The organism is Bacteroides sp. MSK.20.82, from assembly GCF_019052485.1.
Classification (GTDB): domain Bacteria; phylum Bacteroidota; class Bacteroidia; order Bacteroidales; family Bacteroidaceae; genus Bacteroides; species Bacteroides thetaiotaomicron.
On sequence record NZ_JAHQUN010000006.1, the window covers coordinates 78,517 to 105,211 of the forward strand.

The following is a 26,695-nucleotide window of genomic DNA, read 5'->3' on the forward strand; positions in this document are numbered from 1 at the left end:
TTTAAAAATTATGAAAAAAAGAAGAGTCTTTATGCTATGTCTTTTTGCATTGAGTATGGTACTCAGTGCATGGGCACTTCCACCTGATGAGAAGAAAGTGACGCTTGATTTGAAGGATGTGCCGATGGAAACATTTTTAAACACGGTAAAACAGAAAGCTGGAATCAACATGCTTTATAACTCTCAGATGTTTAAAGGAGTTGAACCGGTGACTGTAAAAGCTACCAACGAGCCTTGGAAGGAATTGCTGGACCGCGTTCTTTCACCTAAAGGTTTCACTTATGCTACCAAAGATGGTATTGTGGTCATCAAGAAGAAAGATCAGAAGACACGTACGTTGGAAGGTAAAGTGGTGGATGAACAGGGTGGCGAACTACCGGGTGTGACGGTGCTGATACTGGGGAAAGAAAGAAATATCGGAACAATGACTGATGCAGACGGTGCTTTTTCTTTAGGACTTCCTGAAGGAGATGTAACAATTCGTCTTTCCTTTGTAGGCATGCAAACTTTGGAAATATATACTGGCAAGCTCAATCTTGATAAAGTGCATACCTTTAAGTTGAAACCCGATTCAAAGCAATTGGAAGAGGTGGTGGTAACCGGTTATGCAAAGATCAGTAAAAATAGCTTTACGGGTACTTCTGTGACGGTTACGGCAGATCAGTTGATGTCGGTTTCCAAAACAAATGTATTAGGGGCCTTGCAAACGTTCGATCCCTCTTTTCGTATTGCTGAAAATAATTTAGCAGGTTCGAACCCGAATAATGTTCCGGAATTGTATATTCGTGGACGTTCGGGTATTGGAACAACACAATTGGATGCGCAAAGCCTTTCTAAAACATCATTGAAGAACAATCCTAACCTTCCGACTTTTATCATGGATGGCTTTGAAATCAGCGTGCAGAAATTGTATGATATGGACCCTAGCCGTATTGCAAGCATTACGATCTTGAAAGATGCTGCCGCTACGGCTATGTACGGTTCGCGTGCAGCGAATGGTGTGGTTATTATTACAACAGTAACTCCGAAAGCTGGTAAAGTCAATATCGATTATAACTTTACCGGAACATTGGAATATCCTGACCTAACTGATTATAATATGATGAATGCACGAGAGAAACTTGAAACAGAGGTTGCTGCAGGTTTATTTAAGGCAAATCCAGAACAAGGTTTTAGTGAACAAAGTCGGTTAGATGCACTTTACAACCAAAAACTGAACAATGTAGTTCGTGGAGTTGATACTTATTGGTTATCTAAACCCCTTCGTACTGTATTCAATCACAAACATAGTTTGTATTTGGATGGTGGTACGGAGGATTTGCGTTGGGGAGCTGACTTTTCTTATAATAGTGGAGAAGGCGTTATGAAAGGTTCTTATCGCGACCGTATGGCTGGTGGGTTGTCTTTATCTTATCGACTTGGAGCTTTTCAGGTAAGAAACTATTTTTCATATACTTATACTAAATCTCAGGAGTCTCCTTATGGAAGCTTCTCCGACTATACTTCAAAATTGCCATATGATGAATATATTGATGAGAATGGAAGATATTTGGAGACAACTTATCCTTGGACCGGAGGATCAGGAGAAGTAAACCCTTTGTATGAAGCTACATTGAAGAATTATGATCGAAGTAAGTCTTGGGAATTGATTAATAATACAGAATTGTTGTGGAATATCGACAGTTACTGGTTGTTAAAAGGACAATTTAGTGTTACGAAGTCAAATTCGGATGCACGTACCTTTCTTGATCCGCGTTCAAAGAAGAATGATGATTTGTTAGGCTTAAATAATGTGGTTTCAGGACAGTTGGATATCGCTACTTCCAATAGTTTAAGTTGGGATGCTACTGCTACTTTATCTTATAACAGAAATATAAAGAAGCACAATCTGAATTTTTTGGTAGGTATTAATGCTACTTCAAGTACTGGTGATAGTTTTGGTATTACTTACAAAGGATTTCCGTCTGGCGAATTGTCTTCTCCAGGCTATGGTAATAAAGTCTCTGGATTACCTTCTAACTCGGATAGTAAAAGCCGTCTTTTCGGTGCATTAGGGACATTCAACTATTCATTTGATAATATTTATTTGGCGGACGTTTCTGTACGCTTCGATGGAAACTCAGAGTTTGGTGCTGATCAACGTTTTGCACCTTTCTTTTCCGGTGGTCTTGGTTTGAACTTGCATAATTATAAGTTCATGAAACAGTTTGAATGGATGGACCGTCTAAAGATTCGTGGAACTTATGGTATTACTGGTAAAGTTGACTTCTCTCCCTATGAAGCGCAGACTATTTATAAAGTAGTTACAGACAACTGGTTTAAAACAGGTCTAGGAGCATCATTGATGGCATTGGGAAATAATGGATTGGGTTGGGAAAAGACTCATAACATGGATTTAGGTCTAGATGTTGATATGTTTAAGGGATTACTCCAGATGAACTTTTCATATTATCGTAAGAAAACGGTGGACTTGGTTAATAGTGTTACATTACCTAGTTCTACAGGTTTTACTTCTTACAAAGATAATATTGGTGAGGTGATGAATAAGGGTGTTGAAATCCAGTTGAGAAGTAATATTTTGAATGCAAAGGATTGGTTTGTTGCAGTTTTTGCAAATATGGCTCATAATGAAAATAAAATAACTAAAATCTCAGATAGTCTGAAAGAGTACAATAAGCGCGTACAAGAAAAATATGCGAAATATGATTCTGGAAAAGGAGATTCAAAATATAGTGAGACTTACTTGCAGTATGTAGAAGGTGGTTCTCTGACATCTATTTTTGGTGTGAGATCATTAGGTATCAATCCAGCAGATGGTAAGGAAATTTATCTTCGTCCTGACGGTACAATAACATATGACTGGAATGCGGCTGACCAAGTTGTGATTGGAAACGAAGAGCCAAAACTCCAGGGTACTTTTGGATTTAACCTTCGTTGGAAGCAGTTTTCTCTCTATTCTACCTTTATGTATGAATTTGGTGGACAGCGTTATAATTCTACATTGGTAAGTAAGGTTGAGAATGCACATATTCAAAGTAGTAATGTAGACCGTCGTGTATTGACAGGACGTTGGCAAAAGCCTGGAGATTGTACTCCTTATGGACGTTTACAGACTGATGGTGTAGTTGCAGTGACTCGTCCTACTAGCCGTTTCATCCAAGATTATAATGTGCTGACATTTAACTCTCTTACTTTAGGATATGATTTTAATGCTGAATGGTTGAAGAAAGCGCGTATCGGTCTGTTACGTGTAGAACTTTCAGGAAATGATTTATTCCGTGTTGCTACTGTACGTGCTGAACGTGGTTTGGATTATCCATATTCACGGTCTTTTGCAGCTTCGGTGAAGATGAGTTTTTAATAGTTTAAAGTAGATGAATAATATGAAGAAATTATATACAATATTACTGTTGGCTACAAGTCTGTTTACTACAAGTTGTAGTGATTGGCTGGATGTAGCACCGAGTAATCAGGTGAATGGGGATAAGCTTTTTGAGGTAGGAGATGGATATCGAAATGCTTTGAATGGAATATATTTGAATTTGGGCACTTCTTCTATGTATGGACGAACAATGTCATGGGGATTTATGGATGCTATTGCTCAATATTATCAAACAGATAATAATTTTATACCTAAAAATTCAGCTTATTATAAATCGGCTAAGTTCCAATTTGATGATTCGGATGTGAAAACTTTCATTTCCAATATATGGTCTATTGGTTATAATAATATAGCTAATTGTAATAATTTGATTCTCAATGTTAGCGAAGCTAGTTCTTCTATTTTCAAAGAGGGAGAATTTGAGAAAAATATGATTTGGGGAGAAGCATTGGCACTACGAGCTTTTATACACTTTGATTTACTTCGTTTATTTGCTCCTGCCATATCGAAAGATGATGGAAAGTCTTATATTCCCTATGTAGAGGTATATCCTACCATTGTTCCTCCATATGAAAGTAGTAAAGAGATTCTTTCTAAGATAATTAGAGATTTAAAAGCTGCAAAAGAGATGTTAGCTAAGTGTGATATAACTGATGAACATAAAATTTGGATGAGTACAGGTTATCGTATGTTGGCATCAAGCATACTTTCTAGCGATATTGCTTCTAGTGATGTATTCTTCGCTTATAGAGGATATCGTATGAATTATTATGCTATAGTAGCGGCATTGGCACGTGTATATTATTGGGAAGGAGAATATGAACTGGCTTATAAAGAAGCAAAAGAGGTCGTAGAAGCGACTTATCCATATGGAAGCAAGCCTGAATCCTGTTTTAATTTTGTGGAATACTCAAGCTTAGGTACGAATCTTAAAGACTATAATAGTATTATTATGTGTTTTTTTAATAAAACATTACAAGAAGACTATATACCTTATATTACAAGAGGAAATCAGACACTGTTTATCCTTGACAGTGATAATATCTTTGCTGATAATAAAGAACAGGATCGTCGTTTCCTTCTACAGACAGGTTCTTATAATTCTAATGCATATTCTTTAAAATATGATATTAAGTTGGGACAGGATGGTTCAGATATGGTTCCAGGCATACGTTTGAGTGAGATGTATTATATTATGGGGGAATACTTTGCTCGTAAGGGTGAATATTCTCAAGCTGGCAAAATGCTGGATGAAGTACGTTATGCGAGAGGAATTCTGACTACTAATATGGAGAACAGTATTGGGTCATTGGAAGGATTTCATACAGAGTTATTGAAGGATATGCGTAAGGAGTTTGTAGGAGAAGGGCAAATGTTTTTTCAATACAAACGTATGGATAAGAAACCGGTAGATAATGCAATCTTTGTATTTGATAAACCGGATAATGAAGATGTTTAATGTATGATAATCAACGAAAAAGAAAGATGAAAAAATATATTCTATTTGCTTTAATATCTCTTTGTTTTTGGGGATGTTCGGAAGATGAGATAAAACCTTATCATGGTGGACAATATCTTTATTTTAGCCAACTGAAGGAATTTGGTGATGAGGATTTCGAAGTATCTTTCAATAACTATCCTACTAGTAATGCTATTATTGTGAAGATTGGTCTGGGGCTAATCGGAAAACCGTTTTCAATAGATACACCTTACAAAGTAAGTGTGGTTGCGGAAGATGAGAGTGAAGATAAGATAAAAAATGCCGATCAGAAAAATTATCGTTTGCCTGATAATCCAATGTTTAAAGCTGGACTATCTAATGATACATTGGAGGTTATGCTGTTAAAAACGGAAGATTTGAAAGAGAACGTGAAGTTGTGTTTGAAACTTCTCCCAAATGAGTATTTCGAAGGATCAATACCGGAATACGAACAAATTAAAATTATATTCAATAATATTATTAGTAAACCTTTATGGTGGACCAATGATGTCACGAAGTTGTATTTAGGTACATATTCTAGAAAGAAATATGAAGAGTTTGTAAAATGCACCAATATCTCAGATTTTGGAAAACTAAGTACTGCCGAAAAACGGCAATATGCATTGACATTCAAGTACTACATTGCAGTAAACAATGTAATGGATAAAAATGATACAACTGGTGAGGAGTTTCCGATGGCTGTACCTATTAACTAATTAGAATAGCAATTGAAATATGAAAATAAAGATATTATTTGTTGTAATGTTCCTTTTGATCATCACGTCTTGTTATGAGGATAAGGGAAATTATGATTATAGAGAAATGAACGATATCGAGATTTCTGTAGAGACTGAAAGTTCTTCGTATGCGTTAGGAGATAAAGTGACATCAAAACCAAAATTGGTTTTCACTTTAGGAAAAGAATCCTCTGATTTATCATATGAATGGACGTTTGATGGACATGTCATAGCTGATACTAGAGATCTAGAGTGGGTAGCTGATACAATTGCTAGTACTAAAGAACTGAGGTTGGCTGTAATGGATAATAACACAGGAGTTACCTATTTTGGTTCCACGTACATTTCTGTTTCTTCTGCTTATGCCTCTAATGGTTGGGTAGTACTTTCTGAGAAAGAAGGTATCAGTACTTTAGCTTTTTTGAGAGAACAGACTGAAGAGGGAATATTAAAGCCTGTTGTTACACGTGATATTTATCAAATGATTAATGGTGTACCGATGGGAACACAGCCTGTTTCTATGTATCCTCACTGGACAGAGCGCTGGGATGGAGAAGATAAAACCAGTTGGCTATGGGTAGCACAGAAGGGTGGTCAAGGAGCTGTTGATATATCAGGTAGCAGTTATAAGCAAGAAGGGATATTGTCTCAAATGTTCCTTAGTAAATCATATCCAGAAGGATTTGTTCCGGTAGGTGTTATTGATATGCAGTTTCTCACAATGGCAATTGGTGAGGATGGAACTATTTATACCCGCGTTAAAGATAGCAATTTATTGTTTAACTCTAGTAATTTCCTTGACCGACCATTAACATCTGATGAAGAAGGCAAGGTAAAAGTGGATGGTAGCATGATTGCTTATGCTCCTTTTGATGAACATGGAGGTATGGTTCTTTATGATAAAAATTCTTCGCAATATTTGCATATTGCTGATTATAAGAGTTGGCAAGGTTATAACTATTCTGGAAAGGTACTACCTTTGAAGGTGGAGGAGTATGAGTATGGTCCTTCTGATGCTAGGTTAGATAACATGAAGGATTATTCTGTATACTTTGTAGGCGCTAGTTTAGTTGATTGGGGAGATGTCTCTTATATGTCTATTATTAAAGATAAAGCTGGCAGGTTCTATATACAGAAATTTACGGTAGAAGCTTATGGAGGAGGTAGTTCTGTCACTAAAGTTGGCGCTAGCTTTACATCTCAAAGTGAGATTGAGGGGCTAAGTTCAGTAATTGACGGAACGTCCAAAAATTGCTTTTATCTTTGCCGCAATCAAGATAAAGCTCCTTATCTTTTTATAAGTAAAGGAGAGACTCTTTATTTTTATTATACGGATGGAAATAAGATATATACATGTGCCCAGTTTGATTCTCCAATTACTTCAATTGATGCTGAATGCTTTAATAACAAATATATTATAGTGGGTTTGGAAAATGGAGATGTTTATATTTTGAAAGGAGATGATGATAATTCGGATTATACTCTAAAAAAATATGTGATCCAACAGAATAAAGTAATTCAGGTGAATGATGCCGAAAATAAATTTGTGTTATTCCATGAAAAAGATTTTGGACGAATAATTCAAGTTCGTTATAAATGGAAAGAATCTTGGAATGAATCATTTAGTTAAAACTTTAAAACGATAAAACCTTGAAAAAACTGTATTTACTTCTTCTGGTTGCACTATGTGGGGCGATGATCAGCCCCGCTGTGGCTAAGAAGAAAAACAAGAAGAAAGCTTCCACCGAAGCGACTACAAAGAAAGAGAAGAAGGAAACCAAGTACGACAAACTGTTTAAAGACAAGAAAGTCACCACGGCTAAAGGTTTCATTACTCTTCACAAGTTGGACAATAAAATTTACTTTGAATTGCCGATTAAGGTGATGAATCGGGATATTCTACTTGGTTCTACCATCGTGGAAACGACCGATAACCAGTTCGGCTGTGTAGGAGAGAAGTCAGGTGATCCTTTTCTGATTCGTTTTGTGCAACGCGACTCAACTATTACATTGCGTCGTGTACAGGCAGGTCAGTTCTCTGAAGATCGTGAAATCAAGAAGCGCTTGGTAAGCAGTACCATGCCGGCAATCGCTGAAACATTCGAGATCAAAGCATATAATAACGATAGCACGGCAGTGGTATTCGATATGACAGACTATCTGCTGAGCGATAAAAAGAACCTTTCTCCGTTCTCACCATATTCAATGATGGAGATGATGGGAGCCGATATTAGTAAGGATTTTGAGAAGGAAAGCTCATTTATTCAGGGAGTCAAAGGCTTTGAGGATAATGTGAGTATACGTTCTTTACTGACCTACAAAATCAGCGTGGGTATGAAGGGAAATTATGCAGTGAAGAAAATGCCGTTTACTGCGGTTATGAATCGTAGCTTCATTCTGTTGCCTGAACAACCGATGCGTCCCCGTTATGCTGATCCACGTATTGGTATTTTTGAACACTCTGTAGTAGAATTTGCTTCCGAAGGTCGTGGGTTGCGTACTCGTCACATTGCTCACAGATGGAATCTGGAGCCATCGGATTCAGCAGCCTATCTCCGTGGCGAACTGGTAGAGCCGAAGAAACCTATTGTTTTCTACATTGATGATACTTTTCCGTTGAGTTGGAATAAATATATCCATAAAGGAGTTGAAGTATGGCAGAAAGCATTTGAGAAGATCGGTTTTAAGAATGCCATCATTGCAAAAGATTTCCCGAAAGATGATCCGAACTTCGACCCGGAGAATATCAAATATTCCTGTATACGTTATGCTCCGTCTACGGTGGCCAATGCGATGGGACCTTCTTGGATAGATCCGCGTTCCGGAGAAATCATTAATGCATCTGTTACGGTATTCCACAATATTGTGCAGTTGGTTCAGTACTGGCGCTTCTTGCAGACTGCCCCTGCTGATGAGGAAGTACGTGATGTTGTTTTGCGTGAAGACTTGCTGGGAGATTGTATCGCTTATGTGCTCTCGCATGAGGTAGGACACACATTGTCATTGATGCACAATATGGCAGGTTCTTCTTCTATCCCTGTGGAATCTTTGCGTGATCCGAAGTTTACTCAGGAGTTTGGTACGACTTACTCTATTATGGACTATGCCCGTAACAATTATATTGCTCAACCGGGTGATAAAGAGAGAGGCGTGCGTTTGACTCCTCCGGAACTGGGAGCGTATGATTATTACGCTATCGCCTGGTTGTATTCACCGATCTTTGAGGCTAAAACGGCAGAGGAAGAAATTCCTATCTTGGATAAATGGATCAGTGAGAAGTCTGGAGATGTTAAATATCGCTATGGTAAACAACAGTTCAGACGTCGTTTTGACCCAAGTTCAGTAGAGGAAGATTTGGGAGACGACCCGGTGAAAGCTTCTGAATATGGACGTCGCAACTTGCAATATCTGCTAAAGCATATCAATGATTGGGTAGCGGATAAGGATAAGGATTTTGAGTTCCGCACGGCTGTTTATGATGAAATTGTATATGCTTACGTACGTTATTTGACTTTCGTTTTGGGAGATATCGGTGGTATTTATCTGAACGAACGCTATGACGGTGATCAGCGCCCAAGTTTTAAAACTGTATCGAAGCAACAACAAAAAAAGGCTCTGAATTTCTTATTGAATGAACTGAAGGACCTTTCGTGGCTGGATGCACGCGAAACACTGAAAGAATTCCCTATCCGTACTTCTGTGGCCATGCAGATGGAAGATGCAATTATTGATGGTATCTTGTCTCGTTGTGGTGCGGTGGCTATCTGTTCGGGTAAGGCGACATCAGCTCCTTATACTCAGAAAGAATATCTTGCCGATATAGAACGTTTTGTATGGGCTCCTACCCGCGCCGGAAGAACCTTGACAGAAACAGAAATGCGTTTGCAGATGAATTATCTGACGAAGCTGATTGAAGGTTCGGTTGCAGGGGTTGCAAAGAATGCTACCCGTAAAGGTATCGCAGATATGTATGCTCACATTGAAGTGCCCGAATGGCTGAAAGCCGCTTCGCGCGAACGTTTCGGAATCATCTCGGAGGAATTTATGGGATGTTTTAATAACAAGCCTCGTGAGATGCAGGCTGCCCGTTTGGAGGAAATCAGTGGATTTGATGATGATGTAGATCTGAAAGCACCGATCGAACCGATGGAACATATATACTACGGTGAGTTGAAGAAGGTTCGTAGTCTGGTTGCAGCAAGTGCTTCTACCGGTTCGGCTGATACACAACGCCACTACCGCTTATTGTTGTACAAAATTGACCAGGCATTAAAATGATAGGAAGTATGAGAAATAGATATAGTAAGATACTTTGTTTATTGCTTCTTTTTGCATGTTGCCTGCCACAGGAAGGAAATGCTTTCTGGCCTTTTAAAAAGAAGAAAAAAGAAGATAAGAAGGAAAATCTGACACCATATCAGAAGCTGTTCAAGAATAAGAAAGTTCAGACAGCACACGGGCTGATGACTATTCATAAGGTGGAAGGGAAAGTGTATGTGGAGTTCCCGGTTGCCATGTTAGGCCGTGAGATGCTGTTTGCTTCTTCTATTGAAAATACGAGTGACGGTGGTGAAGGAGCTCCCGGACAGTTAGGGGGTACCGACGTACGTTTCCGTTTTGAGATGATCGATTCTACTCTTGTGGCACGTATGCCTTTATTGAGTAAGCCGGTAAATACCAGTGGTGATGCTTATATCGCACGTGCGTTGGACAATGCGCATAATCCGGGTATTTTCAAAAGCTTTAAGGTATTGGCTTGCACTCCGGATAGTTCTGCACTTGTGGTAGATATGAAGGGATTATTTTTGGAGGGATCTGCTTTTACCAAACCTTTCCCTTCGACATCGGCTAACGGATACTATGGATTCGTGTCGCGCGATCATTCTCTGCAATCGGATAAATCTGCTATTTTGGGTGTATCGGCTTCAGAAAATCATATAAGTGTACGTGAAGAGTTGTCATATACTGTCGACCATACGCTGATGGGAGCATACAATATGTACAAAGACGTACCGTTGACAGCGGTCGTCACTAAAATGCTTTGTATTCTGCCCGAGGAGCCGATGACTCCTCGCCTGGCTGACTCACGTTTGGGATTGACTACACAATTGAAAAGTGATTATTCAGGGGCAACTCAGGAAGTGAAGAGTATACGCTATGCAAAACGTTGGCGTATCGAGCCTTCCGACTCTGCTGCCTATCGCCGTGGCGAGCTGGTTCGGCCAGTCAAACAACTGGTGTTCTATATCGACAGTCTGATGCCTGTCAAATGGAATCCGTATATCAAGGCTGGTGCGGAATCGTGGAATAAGGCATTTGAGAAGATCGGCTTTAAAGATGTTATTTGTGTGAAAGAATTCCCGAAGAATGACACATTGTTCAATGCAAACAGCTTTGACTGTATGACAATACGTTATTCGGCTTCTTGGCTGAATTCGGCACAGACAACGATACACTCAGATACACGTACCGGTGAAATATTGAATGCGTCTATTCTGATTAATGCAAATATGATCAGTGTTCAGTATGCTGACCGTATAGGGGCCACTGTTGCTATTGATCCTCGTGTGCGTACTACTGTTTTCCCGCAGGAGATACAGGGTGAGTTGATTCAGGCTGCTATTGCTCAGGCTGTAGGAACCGGACTGGGACTAACAATGAACTGGGGAGCTTCCTGTGCTTATCCGGTGGATTCGTTGCGTTCGGCAAGCTTTACTCAAAAGTATGGTCTCGCTTCTTCTGTTATGGGAGGCGTAATCATTAATGACGTAGCTACGGAGGAGGATGTTCGTAATGGAGTGTGTCTGGTTAATACAAAGCCTGGTCCATATGACGAACTGGTGATTAAATATTTATATCAGCCTATCTATGCTTCTTCATTACAGGAAGAAAAAGAGACATTGGATAGCTGGATTCGTGAACATACGGGAGACCCATATTATGCTTATATACGTAATCAGTCACGTTTTGATTCTGATCCTCGTAATAGTCGCGGAAGTCTGGGAGATGACCATTTGAAATCATTCGACTATATGCTTCCTAATGTTCGCAAAGGATTTGAAAACTATTATAGTTGGTTTGCCAAGGAAGACCGCGATTTTTTAATGCGCAGACGTGTACACTCTGCCCTTAGTGAAAGACTGAGCGGGCGTATTTATGCAATACTGAGTTATATTGGCGGTATTTACTTGAATGATATTCGCGAGAAGGATGCGATACCAAGTTACTCAATGGTAGATCGTGAGAAACAGAAAGCAGCTTTGAGTAAAGCATTGGAACTGGCAAAGAATCTGGATTGGGTGGACGATACCGCTCATTTGAATGAATTTGAAATTTCAGATAAGAAGGCTGACCGTTTACGTTTGGATATCTTTAATGGTATTTTCGGACGTCTGCCTTATGTCGAGGTTTGTACAGAACGCTTCCCGGATGCAGCATATACTGCTTCGGAATATCTGGATGATATCTATGGAATTGTTTGGGAAGGTGTCTTGAAGCATCGTCCGTTGGAGAATTTCGAGAGAGCACTACAGACAGCGTTTCTGGAAAGTATTATTTCAACATCGACAGCAACTGCGCCTATTGGTAGTTTCAAAGCCTCAAAAACAGGATTTGCGGCTACCGGCAAACCGGAGATCAATCTGGCTGCTTTGAGAAATGGCGGAAAGGTGGATATGAAGATGTATTCATTGCAAAATGCAGAAGAAGTAGCAGGCTTTTCTTCAATTCCGCCGATCTATACCAACCAGACAAAAATAGCTGCTTACTATTTTGACTTGTTGATGCGTACGAAAGACATGCTCAAGAAAGCAATTTCGACGGCTCCTGAGGCAGATCGTTCTCATTATGACCTGTTGATCTACCGCATCAATAAAGCTACGGAAATTGAATAAATCTCTATTACATAAACTCTCTCTTAATTAATTTGTCTCTATGAAAACAATATTGTAAGAGATATTTTTAAAGATTTCTTCTATGCAATATTGAGCATTTTTCACCCGGGTTTACATTGTCGAATGTAAATCCGGGTGAATCTTTTATAGGCGGATATCTTTTGGAAAGTACCATACAACTAGATTGCCTGAGAGAAAAATATCAGTCTTTCTGTATAGAACATTATTATTTAATTTGTATTTTTGGCGCAAAACTCCCGAAATGACTAACAATGAGATTTCCATAGAACAAATTAATAAGTTGGATGCGGCTGCTTTCCGACTGCTTTATAAGAATTATTATAAAGCATTGGTTTGCTATGCAATAACAATTGTCGGAGATTCAGAATCTGCAGAAGATATTGTCCAGGAGTTATTCTCCACTATTTGGGAGAAAAAGATGTTTTTCCGGTCTCTGGCTTCATTCAGGGTTTATCTGTATAACTCTGTCAGAAATGCTTCCTTGGATTATTTGAAACATAAGGATGTGGAAGGCAACTATCTTCAGAAGATGCTTGATAGTCATTCCACTACATTTAGGATGGAAGAGGAGGAAGAGGGCTTCTTTAGTGAAGAAGTCTATCGCCAGCTTCTTCAGACAATTGATGCGCTGCCGGATCGATGCAGGGAAGTTTTTTTGATGTATATGGAAGGCAAGAAGAACGAAGAAATTGCCACTGCACTCCATGTTTCTCTTGAAACTGTGAAGACTCAAAAGAAGAGAGCAATGTCCTTCCTTAGAAAAAAACTAGGCTCCTATCATTTTCTATTATTACAAATGTTATTTCTCTAAAAAGAAGTATAACACTCAATCTGCTTTACTTGTTAACACCTGTTTGCAATGAACAAAATGTTCGTTGTTTTTCTTGATTATTGTACAAAAAGAACGGTCTTCTAAGTAAATAAAGTATCTTTTGAATAAAAAAACTTCAGAATCCTGTCCCTCATTTTTTCTTCTTAGTCGTCTTTACTATAAATAACCTGAAATAATATGATAAAGCGTAAAAGAAGTATAAATTCTATTATCCATGATCAGTTGCTGGGATACGCTTCGGAAGAAGATAAAAAACAGTTGCAGTCATGGCTTGATAGTTCTCAAGAAAATAGAGAGAACTATGATCGTCTGATGCGTGAGGCTTGTTTGATTGACAGGTATAAACAGTTTGCCCAGGTAGATGAGGCACGTGCTTGGGAAAGGTTTCAGAAAAAGCATTTCTCTATTCGTTCTGCTCGTTGGATCAAAATAGGACGCTATGCTGCAATTTTCTTATTGCCGATAATTGGTTTTGCAATATGGTTTTGGACTTTGCGGCTGATGGATTCTCAGCCGGTGATTTCGGATGAAGTTCGTATTGCTATGATCCGGTCGGAGAAGATGGGTAAACAAAAGGCAACGCTGGTTTTGGCAAATGGACAGAAGATGGATTTAAAATCAGTGCCTGCTAAGCCGTTACAGGATTCGGTGGAACAGGTTCCTGTTGCTCAGCCGTCTGTCCCTAAGACTGATATGAATGAATCGGAAGAGGTTCCTGTTGTAGAAAATAATAAGTTGAGTACTTATGATGACAGTGAATTCTGGATGACGTTCGAAGACGGAACCAGAGTGCATCTGAATTATAATACGACGTTGAAATATCCACCACATTTTGGTACTACCACTCGCACGGTCTATTTGGATGGGGAGGCTTATTTTCAGGTAGCCAAGGATAGCAAGCGTCCTTTCCGTGTCATTACGGCGAATGGAGTGGTCAAGCAGTACGGGACAACTTTCAATGTAAATACACATGTGCCCGGAATAACGAAAGTAGTGCTGGTGAAAGGTTCTGTAAGTGTGCTTCCTAATCAGGGAGGGGAATATAAAATAAAACCGGGGGAATTGGCGGTTCTTCAGGCTGATACGCAAGATGTACAAATTAGCGTAGTGGATATCGAACCGTATATCGCATGGAACAGTGGACGCTTTGTTTTTGATAACTGTTCTTTGGAGAGTCTGATGAATGTAATATCACGTTGGTACAACAAAGATATCGTATTCGAATCGGAAGATACCAAGAAGATACGTTTTACAGGAGATATTGATCGCTACGGCTCAATAGAGCCCATATTGAAAGCGATACAGCGGGTGACTCATCTGGAAATGGAAATACAGGGGAAGACCATAATTATAAAGAAATAAACATATTAACTACTATTAAAAAAGGAGGACGACATGCAAAAAAAGAGAGCTCGAGAACGCATTATCATGTTTCTCTGTATTATTTCCTTGTTGTTTACACCGGTGTTGGCTGCATCGCAATCTAATGCAATGAGGGTATCCTTAGATCTTAAATCTGCAACAGTTAAAGAATTTTTTGATGCTGTAAAAGTACAGACTGGCCTGAACTTTATTTATAGTACGGAGCAAGTGAAGAATATGCCTCGTATCACTATTCAAAGCAATAGTCAGCCTATTAGTGAGGTGCTGAACAAAGTGCTGGCAAATACCGGATACAGTTATGAGATAGAAGGAAATATTGTAACCATTGTATATCAGCAACCTAAAGAGAATGTCCGCACGGCTACGGGCGTTGTGGTTGATGAGGGAGGGTTGCCCTTGCCGGGAGCTTATATAAAACTCTCTAAAACGGAGCATTCGACGATAACTGATAATGAAGGTAAGTTTTCTATTAATTTGTTCCATCAGAAAGAGCCTGTCCTGATTGTCTCGTATTTGGGAATGATTGTACAGGAAGTAAAAGTTGCCGGTACTAAACCTATGACAATCGTGATGAAATCGGATGTAAAGTCAATCGATGAAGTTGTAGTAACAGGTTATCAGGAGATTGACAGACGCAAGTTGGCAAGCTCTATATCCTCTATAAAGGGAGCTGATCTGATTGGTGGAGAGTATCTGTCTATCGACAAAATGCTGCAGGGACGCCTGCCGGGTGTTGCCGTGATGAATATGTCATCTACTCCGGGAGCTGCTCCTAAGATCAGAATCAGGGGATCTTCCTCTATTACAGGAAATAGAGAACCGGTATGGGTAGTCGATGGAATTATTCTGGAAGAACCTGTCAATATCTCTACAGAGGAGCTGAACAGTCCGGATAAGATAAATCTGATCGGAAATGCCATCGGTTCGGTCAATCCGGAAGATATTGAACGTGTGGATATTCTGAAAGATGCTAGTGCTACTGCTATCTATGGTATCAAAGCGGCCAATGGAGTTATTGTGGTCACTACCAAGCAAGGAAAAAGCCAGAAACCGAGTATCTCGTATACCGCTACATTGGGGATAACAGCTCCTCCTACTTACGATAAAATGTTTCGGATGAATTCTGCCGACAGAATTGATATGTCTATCGAAATGCAGGAGAGAGGATTATCTTTCGGAAGTTACAAACCTTCGGATATTGGCTATGAAGGGGCATTGCAACATCTGTGGAATAAGGATATTACTTATCAGGAATTCTTAAACCAGGTGAAGACCCTGAAAGGATTAAATACCGACTGGTATGACTTGCTGTTCCGTACAGCATTTACACATCAGCATTCGGTATCCATTACAGGTGGAAATGACCGGAGTAATTATTATATGTCCATGGGATATGCGAATAATAACAGTGTGACGATAGGGGAAGGGTTAGAGCGCTATAACGTACTGGCTAAAATAAATACCAGAATTAACCGGAATATACATTTGGGATTAAAGGTTAGCGGTTCGCTTTCCAAAGCTGAACATCCTCATACTTCCATTGATGTGTATGAGTATGCTTATAATACTTCACGGGCTATTCCACTTCGGACAGCTTCTAATGAGTTGTATTTCTATGCGAATGAGGCTGGACGTAACGGAGTATTGTCTTACAATATCATGAACGAACTGAATCATACAGGAAACAAGAATGATAATTCCGCTATAGATGTAGCTGTCAATCTGGATTGGAAGGTTGCTTCATGGATGAGGTTTTCATCCATATTAGGACTGTCCAGAAGCAACGTGACACAAGAAAACTGGGGTGATGAACAATCATATTATATTTCTTCTATGCGACAAAGTCCCTATGGGAAGATGTTGCCGAATCCCATTGAAGATTCCGAATTTGCAGAAAGATATTGTCTGCTTCCGTTTGGAGGAGAGTTGATGACGACCAATACACGTAATACTTCTTATACATGGAGAAATAGCCTGTCATTGATGCAAAGTTTCGGAAAACATGAAGTTTCCGGAAGCATCGGACAAGAAGTCAGATCTTCAAAATATGACGGATTAAGCTCTACACAATATGGTTATTTGCCCGAAAGAGGTAAAAAGTTTGTTGATATTGACCCGACAGTCTGGAAAAGATACGGTGCTTTGGTAAAGAGTCATCCGGATGTGGTGACCGATACAAAGAATAATGTGATTTCATTATATGCTACGGCTGCTTATGTTTATGACAGTCGCTATATTCTGAACTTCAATATACGTACTGACGGTTCTAATAAGTTCGGCCAGAGCAAGAGCGTTCGTTTTCTGCCGATATGGTCAGTGTCTACACGATGGAATGTCATCAATGAGAAGTTTATGAAAAACGTCGATTTCCTGAATGATCTGGCAATTCGTGCCTCATACGGTATACAAGGTAACGTGCATCCGGATCAGACCCCTAACTTGATTGCTAGTTTGGGGACATTGGAATCAATGCCACAGGAGTATATTTCAACATTGTATAAGCTGCCGAATAATAAACTGAAGTGGGAAAAAACCAATTCGTATAATATTGCAATCGACTGGGCATTCTGGAATAACAGAATCTATGGATCGCTTGATGTATATTATAAAAAGGGAGTAGATCAGGTGGTTACGAAAAACGTAGCTCCTTCTACAGGTGCGTCAAGTGTCTCCATTAATGATGGTGATGTTGAGAATAAAGGTTGGGATTTGGCTGTTTCTTTTGTTCCGATTCAGACCCGGGACTGGATGTGGAGTTTATCATTCAATACAGGTAAAAACTACAATAAAGTGTTGAATGCCGGGAACTCAGCGATCACTTGGCAAGACTATATTGCAGGAACATTAGTGAGCAATGGCAATGCGATAAATAGTTTCTATTCTTATAAATTTGATAAACTGGATGATCAGGGTTTTCCTACATTTAAGGATATTAATGAGAAAGATGAAGAAGGAAATGCTGTGGTTCATTCTTTGCAGGAGATGTATGACCGTGCTTTTGTTCTTTCCGGAAAACGTGAACCCGATCTGACCGGTGGATTCTCTACTTATTTGAAATATAAGAATATTACATTTAATGCGTTATTCTCATTCAGCTTTGGTAATAAAATGCGCTTGAACGATTTGTATGAGTCCTCCGGACAGCGGCTTCCTTATCCGGACCAGAATATGTCCAGTGAATTTGTGAATCGTTGGAGAGAGCCGGGTGATGAAGACAGAACCATTATACCGGTTTTATCGGATAAGAGTTTGCAGATCAACGATAAGGATGTGACCTATCGTATTGCGGATAATGGATGGGATATGTATAATAAGAGTGATATCCGTGTAGTTTCAGGCAGTTTCCTCAGATGCCGTTCGATGTCTATTCGCTATGATTTTAAACGTGAATGGTTGAAACCTGTCTATCTGAAAGGAGCAAGTGTCAGCTTTGATATGGGTAATGTATTTGTCATTAAAGATAAAGCGCTGAAGGGCAGAGACCCTGAACAGATTGGATTTGGCTCAAGAAGTATACCACCGCAGCGTTCTTACTCACTTCGCTTTAATATTACTCTTTAATAATGAATGATGATGAAAAAGTACAATTTATATATCATATTGTTTATCTGCACATTATCGTCGTGCAGTGACTTTTTGGAAGAAAGTTCACAAGATTTGATGATACCCAGATCGGTGAAGGATTACAAGGAACTGTTCTTCGGTGAGGTAATGAAAACGAATGAAAAAGACATACCTCATCCTTATCTGGAATATATGACAGACGATGTGAAAGACCAATGTTACTATGGAACCAGACCACAAGTCATTTCTAATGATTTCAGAGAATATGTTTGGGCATATTATACGTGGCAGGGAAACCCGGAAGTGGGAATTTCAAATGAACTTACGCCGGATGTTGCATGGACAGTCTATTATCATAAGATATTGATGACTAATATCATACTGGACCAGCTTTATACCATGAACGGGACGGATATGGAACGTCAGGATTTAGCAGGTGAAGCTTATTTCATGCGGGCTTTCTCGTATTTTATGCTTGCTAATTTGTATGGAAAGCCTTATCATCCTGCTACGGCAAATGAAGACTTATGTGTACCGCTCAATAAAGAAATCGGCTTATCAGATAAGATGATGAAGCGGGCCACGAATGCAGCTGTTTATGCCCAAATGGAAGAAGACATTAATAAGGCTATCCAGTGTTTTAAGGCTATAGGAGGTGAGAAAACTATTTTCCGTCCTAACTTGCCGAGTGCTTATCTATTGGCATCACGTATTGCTCTTTTTCAGGAGAAATATGATGAGACCATTCTTTATTGTGACTCGGTCTTTAAGGTCGCGACTCAGCCACTTTACAAACTTCAGGAAAAAAAGGACCACTATTTCTTTTCTCTTGCTAACAAAGAAATCTTGTTATCCTACGGACTTACATCACTTGAGACGCATATGAAAGAAGATTTCAGGTATACGGGGAATTTGGTGGTTTCTGATGATTTACTAGCGCTATATTCGGAAGATGATTTGCGTCTTACGAATTATTTCAAGAATACAATCGGCAACCAGACCAGACCTACTAACAAACAGTATAGTGTCTATACACCTATTAAGTGGACTAAAAATTCTGCTACAGTCTATGCCAACGCCTTACGTATTTCGGAAGCTTATCTGAATCGTGCTGAGGCTTTTGCTGAACTTGGCAATACGAACAAGGCTCTTGCTGACTTAAATGAGCTCCGTGAAAATCGAATGAAACCGGGAACTCCGCCGTTAGCTGTTGATGAAGACGGAATTGTAGCAACCGTACGTAAGGAACGTCGTAGAGAACTGGCGTTTGAAGGATTCCGCTGGTTTGATTTGCGCAGATATGGCTGCCCTCCTCTTACGCATACTTACAGTTCAAAGGAGAACGAGGGAGCAGGAGATGTCTTCGAACTGAAAGAGAAAGGCTCATACGTGTTGCCGATTCCTAAGAGCGAAAGAGAGAGAAATACGGAAATAGAAATATTCGACCGTCCGAATAGTGAACCTGTTAATAATTGATCAATTATGAAGAAACTTATATTATTAATTTGTATGTTGGCAGGTATGTCTTCTTGTTATCATGAAGATGCATTAATCGTTCCTGAGCAACCGGATAAATATAACATTTTGACAGATGACCCGTCAGATCCGACACAGCATTTTATATACCAGTTTTATCAGAAATATCAGACTGTGATTATAACCAATCCGACTGAGGCTGATTATAAATTCAACTTTACAGCGAATAACGGAATTAAAATAACTGCTCCCGAACAAAAGCAGGAGATTATTGATGAAGGGATTGAGTTTTTGCAAAAGGTATTATTGAATTTGTACTCGGATAGTTTTTTAAAGAAGAATTTACCTTTTTCTATATTGTTATCTGAAGAGGTCCGGATGGCCTCTTATGGTGAGACAACCATCATGAATTGCTATGCTAGTAGCAGCTTTATAGCTTTAGGTAATGTATCATCTTCTTTGAAAACAATGACCGATGAGGAGTTTGTGAAAATCAGAGCAGATGTGAATGCCAGCTTTTGGGCAAAGTATATGTCGGAAGTCAGAGGATTGTTTACTATTTCAGATGCTTTTTATGAAGCTAGTGAAGAAGTTGAACCGAAATTGTACGACCCGAACTGGTATCGTTTTAAAGGAACGGACCCTAATGAAATCGATTTTTATAAGTATGGGGTGATTACTTATTCTGAGAATTCCTATATTGATGAAGATTGGCCGGATTTTAATTCCATTTATGCTCCTTTAAAGAGTGAAGACCTTGCGCAATGGATGAATTTCGTCTTTGAGAAAACTCCTGCCGAGATTCAGGAAATCTGCGATAAATATCCGGTAATGAAGAAGAAGTATGATGTGATTCGGGAAGCTATGCTTGAAAACGGATTCGATCTGTCCAAACTGGAACTATAGAACTTAAAAACAGCATGATATGAACAAAATTTTCACCTTATTACTTGTAGGAGCATTAACTGCCGGAGCGGTAACTGCTAATGCCGAAAGTCAGATTTTTAAAAAGAAAAAGAAGAAAGCAAAAGCGGAAACAGAGCAGCCGGCGGCAAAAGATTCCACAAAGAGTAGTATGACCGAATACAAAAAACTACTGAAAGGAGCCAAGACGATTGATGGCATGTTTAAGGTACACATCGTTAAGGATAAGTATTATTTCGAAATACCTAAAGACTTGATGGGACGCGATTTTATGATTGCGTCCAGAGTATCGAGTACCAGTAACAATAAAGATATAGCTGCCGGACAAATGCCACGCAATCCGGTACTGGTAACTTTCTCGGCAGATAAAAAGAAAATCTACATGCACAAAAAGATGGTGCGCAATTTGTGTGACACCACTTCCAATATGTATGCTGCTTTTCAGCGCAACTTCTCAGACCCTATTTGGGAAGCATATAAGATAGAAAGTCTTTCACCGGACTCTTCAGCATATGTCATCGATATGAGTTCGCTTTTCATAACGGATGTACCCGAATTCAGCCCGTTTCGTTCGGAAAATATAATGGATGTATTGATGAAGAGAAAAGCACTGAAGGGAAGTCTTGCTTCTTCCAAATCGACTATTCTGGGAATGAAGTGTTTTCCGCTGAATATAAACATCAAGACGCTGATGAGTTATACTGTTGACGGAGGACCGTTCACTGTAACCATGACGCGTAATATTATTTTGCTGCCGGAGGAAATTATGCGTCCTCGTTATGGAGACTCGCGTATCGGTTATTTTGATGAAAGCAAGCGGTTTTATACTGAAAAGAAAGATGGTTTGCAAGAACTTACTTACATCAACCGATGGGATTTGCAACCAAAACCAGAAGACTTGGAACGTTATAAGCAAGGTGAGTTGGTGGAACCTCAGAAGCCGATTGTATATTACGTTGATACTGCTATCCCCGACAAGTGGAGAGATTACATAAAGAAAGGAATAGAAGACTGGCAGGTTGCGTTTGAGGAAATAGGATTTAAGAATGCGATTGTAGCGAAAGACTATCCGAAGGATGATCCGAACTTTGATCCGGATGATATTCGTTATAGCTGCTACCGAATGATTACCACTCCGATACAAAATTCAATGGGACCTTCCTGTGCCGATCCTCGTTCGGGTGAAATCATTCAGGGCGACGTCTTGTTTTATTCAAATATCATTAAGTTGTTGCATAACTGGCGGTTTGTTCAGACTGCTACTGTTGACCCCAAAGTACGCAAGGCTGTGTTTGATGACGAGACGATGGGAAGCTCGTTACGTTATGTAGCAGCGCATGAGATCGGACATACCCTGGGACTGATGCATAACTTTGGTGCATCTTATTCGTATCCGGTAGATTCGCTCCGTTCGGCCACTTTCACTCAGAAGTATGGTACAACTCCGTCCATCATGGACTATACGCGCTATAATTATGTAGCTCAGCCGGAAGACAAAGGAGTTGCTCTGACTCCTCCGCTTTTGGGTGTATATGATAAGTTTGCCATCAAATGGGGATATAAACCTATATTTGATGCGGCATCTCCTGAAGATGAGAAAGCTACTTTAAACAAGTGGATCAAAGAGAAAGAGAATGATCCGATGTACAAATACGGTCCGCAGCCTTTTATTAATGAGGTCGATCCTTCTTGTAAATCTGAGGATTTGGGTGATAATGCCGTGAAGGCAGGAAGATATGGCTTAAAGAATCTGAAACTTATCATGAAAAACCTGCCGGAATGGACCTATGAAGATGATCATCAATATGAACGCTTGACGGAATCATATCAGGAAGTGATTATGCAGATGCAACGCTACTTACTGCATGCCATGGTGTCCATCGGTGGAATTTATTTTGATGAGCCGAGACGGGACAGCGAAAAGCCTGTTATCCGTTTTGTGCCGAAAGCTGAACAGAAGGAGGCATTGAAGTTTATTATGGAAACTATGATGGAACTACCCGAATGGGTACTTGACAAGAAGGTGATTGAGTATACCGGTCCGACTTATTCGCCAAGTACTTTGCAGTCAATCATTATGAATCGTTTGTTCTTCACATACATTACATCCAGTCTTGTTTTGTATGAGGAGTTATATCCCAAACAGGCTTATACTTTTGCTGAATATATGGATGATATTTATGATTTTGTGTGGAAGAAAACTATATCCGGTGCCCGGTTGAATATGTACGACCGTAACCTGCAAATTACTTATGTGGAAAAGTTGTTGAAAGAAGGAGGAATGCTGAAACAAAAATCTTCTCCATTCTCATTTAAAGACTTGAATGAAGTTGAGAAACAACTGCTTACGGATAATGTCGATTGGACGAAAGCCGGCTTTGAACTCAACCCGCTCGGAAGTGTGGATATGGTTAAGAATCCGGCTATTTATCAGAAGGTAATGGATAGCTATAGTTTGCTGCGAAGCAAAGTAAATACGGGTGATGCTACTACCCGGGCACATTATCAAAGTCTTGTCTTTAAAATAAAGCAAGCGTTAACGGAACAATAACTATCTCTCTTAGATACTTGGGGGCACCTCGTCGCAGTGATTGTGGCGGGGTGCTAATTTTATCCGGTCAATGGCTTTTTATTGCATCGCCAACTATCGCATTGCCAACGCCTTATTCTCCGCCTCTTCCATAATTTCCCTTTCCCCGGGACCTTTGTCATTGATACCGCAGAGATGAAGAATACCGTGAATAATAACCCGGTGTAGTTCATCATCATAAGCTGCCCCGAATTGCTCGGCATTGGTGCGTATCGTATCCAGACTGATAAACAGGTCGCCCGACAGACGATCACCTTCGCAATAATCAAAAGTAATGATATCCGTGTAATAATCGTGTTGCAGATATTCTCGGTTTACCTCCAGAATCTTTTCATCGGAGCAGAAGATATAAGCGATTTCACCGAGTCTTTTTCCATAAGAGGCAGCTACATTCTTTATCCATTCTGTAGTTTCCCGTTTTTTGATATCAGGCATCTTGACGCCTTCGGTTTGATAAGTTACAGCCATAATTGAGTCTATGCTTTAAAAGAAAAATAAATAACTGATTAAGATGGCGGCTATAATACCGGAGAAGTCTGCAATCAAGCCGCAGGTGACTGCATTCCGGGTTTTACTGATTCCGACGCTGCCGAAGTAAACGGCAAGGATATAGAAAGTGGTGTCCGAAGCTCCGCGTACTACGCAACTCATCCGGCCTACAAACGAATCCGGTCCCATCTCTTTCATCGTGTCAATCATCAGCCCATTGGCACCGCTACCGCTGAGAGACTTCATCAGCGCTGTCGGCAATGCTCCCACAAAACTGGTATCCACTCCGCACAGACCGACTACATAACCAATGCCTCCCACAAGGAAATCCATCGCTCCCGAAGTACGGAATACGGCAATGCCTACAAGGAAGGCAACCAGATACGGAATGATTCGTACGGCTGTCGTGAAGCCTTCTTTGGCACCTTCTACAAAAGAATCATATACGTTAATCTTCTTCCGGACCCCTGTCAGAATAAACAGGATGATCACCCCGAACAGAAGAATATTTGCTATCAGCGTAGAGTAAGTACCCATTTCCTCACGCGAAATATTCAGAAACAGATAAATCAATCCGGAGAAGAAAAGGCAGATAACGCCCATCAATATCAGGATAGGCTTATTGATCAGATTGATCTTCTGGGCGATACTGACGGCTATGACACCGACCAGAGTCGAGATAAAAGTACTCAGCAGGATAGGGATAAACACATCCGTAGGCTGGGCAGCCCCCATCTGCGCACGGTAGACCATGATACTGATCGGGATGATGATGAGGCCGGAAGTATTGATAACCAGAAACATGATCATCGGATTGGAAGCCGTATCTTTCTTCGGATTCAGTTCCTGCAGTTCTTTCATCGCTTTGAGTCCCAATGGGGTGGCGGCATTGTCGAGCCCGAGCATATTGGCGGACATATTCATGAAGATGGAACCCAATACCGGATGCCCTTTGGGAATGTCCGGAAACAGGCGGCAGAGTACCGGACTCAGAAAGCGGGCGAGTGCATTGATTAGTCCGCTGTTCTCTCCGATCTTCATGATACCGAGCCAGAGGGCCAGTACTCCGGTCAGTCCCAGAGATATTTCGAAAGCGGTTTTCGAAGAGTCGAATGTTGAGTTCATGATAGCTGTAAATATCTCCGTGTCTCCCAGAAAAATTACTTTTATCAGGGCGATAATGAAGGCGATAACGAAGAATGCTATCCAGATATAATTTAGAACCATAGTCGATTGCGTGTATATAGATGGTGCAAAAGTAGTTATTACGTTTTAAATAAACTAATTGTTTTCGGGCAAAAGAGTAGAAGACCGGAACCGGGCTTGTGTACTTTTTCACTCTATTCTTCAATAGAATGATGCGTTGCTTAAGAAAAGAATGTGTAAATACGGTATTTTTAGGAAGAAGAGGCTTTTATGGTCATTAAATAGCAGAGGAAAAGCGGAAAGCAATTACTTGTTATTGTGTTTATACACAGCCAGATGCAGGTTGCTATATTCTCAGAGTATTCTCACCGTGATGAGAAAAAATTCTCAAAGGCGTGAGAAAAAATACTCATGCCTATGAGAATATTTTCTCATTGCATTGAGAAATTTTTCTCATGCCTTTGAGAATAATTGCGCTTTGGTAATATCGAAAATGATCCCCTTGTTATCAGGGAATGAAGTCACCGAAAGAAGGCTGAATGACATCTTATCATCGCATCGATTTTGAGATTTATTCTTCATTATTCCTCTTGGAAAAGAGAAATGGATAATGGCCGAAGGTTTTTATTATTCTTTCTTATATCGAAAATGAATGGATTTCTCTATCTTTGTCTCCTACATTTCAAGAAGAAAATGGAACAAGAAGATTTTAACATACGCGAACATCAGCTGACTTCACGGGAGCGGGATTTTGAAAATGCGCTCCGTCCGTTAAGCTTTGAAGACTTTAGCGGGCAGGATAAGGTGGTGGAAAACCTTCGCATCTTTGTGAAGGCGGCACGTCTGCGTGGCGAAGCGCTCGACCACGTTCTGCTGCACGGGCCTCCCGGATTGGGTAAAACAACGCTTTCCAATATTATAGCTAACGAATTGGGAGTAGGCTTTAAAGTAACTTCCGGTCCGGTGCTCGACAAACCGGGTGATTTGGCGGGAGTTTTGACCAGCCTCGAACCGAACGATGTGCTCTTTATCGATGAAATTCACCGCTTATCGCCGGTGGTAGAGGAATATCTCTATTCGGCTATGGAAGATTACCGGATAGATATCATGATTGATAAGGGACCTTCGGCACGCAGTATTCAGATTGACCTGAATCCGTTTACGCTGGTCGGTGCAACCACCCGTAGCGGATTGCTGACGGCTCCACTTCGTGCCCGTTTTGGTATTAATCTGCATTTAGAGTACTATGACGATGATATTCTGAGTAATATCATCCGGCGTTCAGCTTCCATACTGGACGTACCTTGTTCGGTGCGGGCGGCATCGGAGATTGCTTCCCGAAGTCGTGGTACGCCCCGTATTGCCAATGCTTTGCTTCGTCGCGTACGCGATTTTGCGCAGGTGAAAGGTTCCGGTTCTATCGATACGGAAATAGCTCAGTTTGCGCTGGAAGCGTTGAATATCGACAAGTATGGTTTGGATGAGATAGACAACAAGATACTTTGCACCATCATAGACAAGTTTAAAGGCGGTCCTGTCGGTCTGACAACCATTGCTACCGCTTTGGGCGAAGATGCGGGCACTATCGAGGAAGTGTATGAACCTTTCCTGATCAAGGAAGGTTTTATGAAACGGACTCCTCGTGGACGTGAAGTGACGGAGCTTGCCTATAAGCATTTGGGAAGGAGCCTCTATAGCAGTCAGAAAACCTTGTTTAATGACTGATAGTCTGATCTGACGGCTGTCGGTATGGAGAGTGTTGGCGACAATTAACAGCA

The 26,695-nt window shown here is 40.3% G+C and carries 15 protein-coding genes; 13 read left to right on the plus strand and 2 right to left on the minus strand.

The genetic code is table 11. The annotated features are described in order from the left end of the window. The first annotated feature begins 31 nt into the window (after positions 1 to 31). From KTR07_RS08285 to KTR07_RS08340, 12 genes are all read left to right on the plus strand, one after another. On the plus strand, positions 32 to 3,361 hold the full coding sequence (locus KTR07_RS08285; protein WP_055219207.1) for a TonB-dependent receptor: 3,330 nt from the start codon (positions 32 to 34) through the stop codon (positions 3,359 to 3,361). Between the two features lie 13 nt (positions 3,362 to 3,374). Continuing rightward, on the plus strand, positions 3,375 to 4,841 hold the full coding sequence (locus KTR07_RS08290; protein WP_011108730.1) for a RagB/SusD family nutrient uptake outer membrane protein: 1,467 nt from the start codon (positions 3,375 to 3,377) through the stop codon (positions 4,839 to 4,841). 26 nt (positions 4,842 to 4,867) lie between these two features. Then, positions 4,868 to 5,578 carry a DUF4843 domain-containing protein gene (locus tag KTR07_RS08295; RefSeq protein WP_011108731.1) on the plus strand — a complete coding sequence of 237 codons (711 nt, stop codon included), beginning with the start codon at positions 4,868 to 4,870 and terminating at the stop codon, positions 5,576 to 5,578. Positions 5,579 to 5,597: 19 nt separating this feature from the next. Then, positions 5,598 to 7,229, plus strand: coding sequence for a PKD-like family lipoprotein (locus tag KTR07_RS08300; protein WP_055219209.1), 1,632 nt, complete (start codon positions 5,598 to 5,600; stop codon positions 7,227 to 7,229). Positions 7,230 to 7,294: 65 nt separating this feature from the next. Further along, entirely contained in the window at positions 7,295 to 9,877 is a 2,583-nt protein-coding gene (locus tag KTR07_RS08305; RefSeq protein ID WP_011108733.1) for a zinc-dependent metalloprotease, read from the plus strand. An 8-nt stretch (positions 9,878 to 9,885) separates the two neighbouring features. Further along, on the plus strand, positions 9,886 to 12,492 hold the full coding sequence (locus KTR07_RS08310; RefSeq protein WP_055300103.1) for a zinc-dependent metalloprotease: 2,607 nt from the start codon (positions 9,886 to 9,888) through the stop codon (positions 12,490 to 12,492). 262 nt (positions 12,493 to 12,754) lie between these two features. Further along, positions 12,755 to 13,324 carry an RNA polymerase sigma-70 factor gene (locus tag KTR07_RS08315; protein WP_055219211.1) on the plus strand — a complete coding sequence of 190 codons (570 nt, stop codon included), beginning with the start codon at positions 12,755 to 12,757 and terminating at the stop codon, positions 13,322 to 13,324. A 198-nt stretch (positions 13,325 to 13,522) separates the two neighbouring features. Beyond that, complete coding sequence (locus KTR07_RS08320; RefSeq protein WP_074857592.1) at positions 13,523 to 14,707, plus strand: FecR domain-containing protein; 1,185 nt, start codon at positions 13,523 to 13,525, stop codon at positions 14,705 to 14,707. A 33-nt stretch (positions 14,708 to 14,740) separates the two neighbouring features. Beyond that, entirely contained in the window at positions 14,741 to 18,289 is a 3,549-nt protein-coding gene (locus tag KTR07_RS08325; protein ID WP_011108737.1) for a TonB-dependent receptor, read from the plus strand. 12 nt (positions 18,290 to 18,301) lie between these two features. Then, positions 18,302 to 19,768 (plus strand): RagB/SusD family nutrient uptake outer membrane protein, encoded by a 1,467-nt coding sequence (locus tag KTR07_RS08330; RefSeq protein ID WP_016269236.1) that lies wholly within the window; start codon positions 18,302 to 18,304, stop codon positions 19,766 to 19,768. Positions 19,769 to 19,774: 6 nt separating this feature from the next. Continuing rightward, entirely contained in the window at positions 19,775 to 20,674 is a 900-nt protein-coding gene (locus KTR07_RS08335) for a hypothetical protein (RefSeq protein ID WP_008762888.1), read from the plus strand. Positions 20,675 to 20,693: 19 nt separating this feature from the next. Further along, positions 20,694 to 23,243 carry a zinc-dependent metalloprotease gene (locus KTR07_RS08340; RefSeq protein WP_008767505.1) on the plus strand — a complete coding sequence of 850 codons (2,550 nt, stop codon included), beginning with the start codon at positions 20,694 to 20,696 and terminating at the stop codon, positions 23,241 to 23,243. Positions 23,244 to 23,336: 93 nt separating this feature from the next. Here the strand turns inward: KTR07_RS08340 and ybeY are convergent, their stop codons facing one another. Both ybeY and KTR07_RS08350 read right to left on the minus strand, forming a co-directional pair. After that, positions 23,337 to 23,750 carry an rRNA maturation RNase YbeY gene (gene ybeY, locus KTR07_RS08345; RefSeq protein WP_117981492.1) on the minus strand — a complete coding sequence of 138 codons (414 nt, stop codon included), beginning with the start codon at positions 23,748 to 23,750 and terminating at the stop codon, positions 23,337 to 23,339. A 15-nt stretch (positions 23,751 to 23,765) separates the two neighbouring features. Then, on the minus strand, positions 23,766 to 24,998 hold the full coding sequence (locus KTR07_RS08350; protein WP_008762891.1) for a nucleoside recognition domain-containing protein: 1,233 nt from the start codon (positions 24,996 to 24,998) through the stop codon (positions 23,766 to 23,768). Between the two features lie 612 nt (positions 24,999 to 25,610). On the opposite strand from KTR07_RS08350, the gene ruvB reads away from it, so the two are divergent. Then, positions 25,611 to 26,642, plus strand: a complete 1,032-nt coding sequence (ruvB, locus tag KTR07_RS08355; protein ID WP_008762892.1) for a Holliday junction branch migration DNA helicase RuvB — start codon at positions 25,611 to 25,613, stop codon at positions 26,640 to 26,642. Positions 26,643 to 26,695 lie beyond the last annotated feature (53 nt).

Bases quoted from the DNA above. Each gene is read 5' to 3' on its own strand.
- KTR07_RS08285 (WP_055219207.1), top strand. From the start codon at position 32: ATGCTATGTCTTTTTGCATTGAGTATGGTACTCAGTGCATGGGCACTT.
- KTR07_RS08290 (WP_011108730.1), top strand. From the start codon at position 3,375: ATGAATAATATGAAGAAATTATATACAATATTACTGTTGGCTACAAGT.
- KTR07_RS08295 (WP_011108731.1), top strand. From the start codon at position 4,868: ATGAAAAAATATATTCTATTTGCTTTAATATCTCTTTGTTTTTGGGGA.
- KTR07_RS08300 (WP_055219209.1), top strand. From the start codon at position 5,598: ATGAAAATAAAGATATTATTTGTTGTAATGTTCCTTTTGATCATCACG.
- KTR07_RS08305 (WP_011108733.1), top strand. From the start codon at position 7,295: ATGATCAGCCCCGCTGTGGCTAAGAAGAAAAACAAGAAGAAAGCTTCC.
- KTR07_RS08310 (WP_055300103.1), top strand. From the start codon at position 9,886: ATGAGAAATAGATATAGTAAGATACTTTGTTTATTGCTTCTTTTTGCA.
- KTR07_RS08315 (WP_055219211.1), top strand. From the start codon at position 12,755: ATGACTAACAATGAGATTTCCATAGAACAAATTAATAAGTTGGATGCG.
- KTR07_RS08320 (WP_074857592.1), top strand. From the start codon at position 13,523: ATGATAAAGCGTAAAAGAAGTATAAATTCTATTATCCATGATCAGTTG.
- KTR07_RS08325 (WP_011108737.1), top strand. From the start codon at position 14,741: ATGCAAAAAAAGAGAGCTCGAGAACGCATTATCATGTTTCTCTGTATT.
- KTR07_RS08330 (WP_016269236.1), top strand. From the start codon at position 18,302: ATGAAAAAGTACAATTTATATATCATATTGTTTATCTGCACATTATCG.
- KTR07_RS08335 (WP_008762888.1), top strand. From the start codon at position 19,775: ATGAAGAAACTTATATTATTAATTTGTATGTTGGCAGGTATGTCTTCT.
- KTR07_RS08340 (WP_008767505.1), top strand. From the start codon at position 20,694: ATGAACAAAATTTTCACCTTATTACTTGTAGGAGCATTAACTGCCGGA.
- ybeY (WP_117981492.1), bottom strand. From the start codon at position 23,750: ATGGCTGTAACTTATCAAACCGAAGGCGTCAAGATGCCTGATATCAAA.
- KTR07_RS08350 (WP_008762891.1), bottom strand. From the start codon at position 24,998: ATGGTTCTAAATTATATCTGGATAGCATTCTTCGTTATCGCCTTCATT.
- ruvB (WP_008762892.1), top strand. From the start codon at position 25,611: ATGGAACAAGAAGATTTTAACATACGCGAACATCAGCTGACTTCACGG.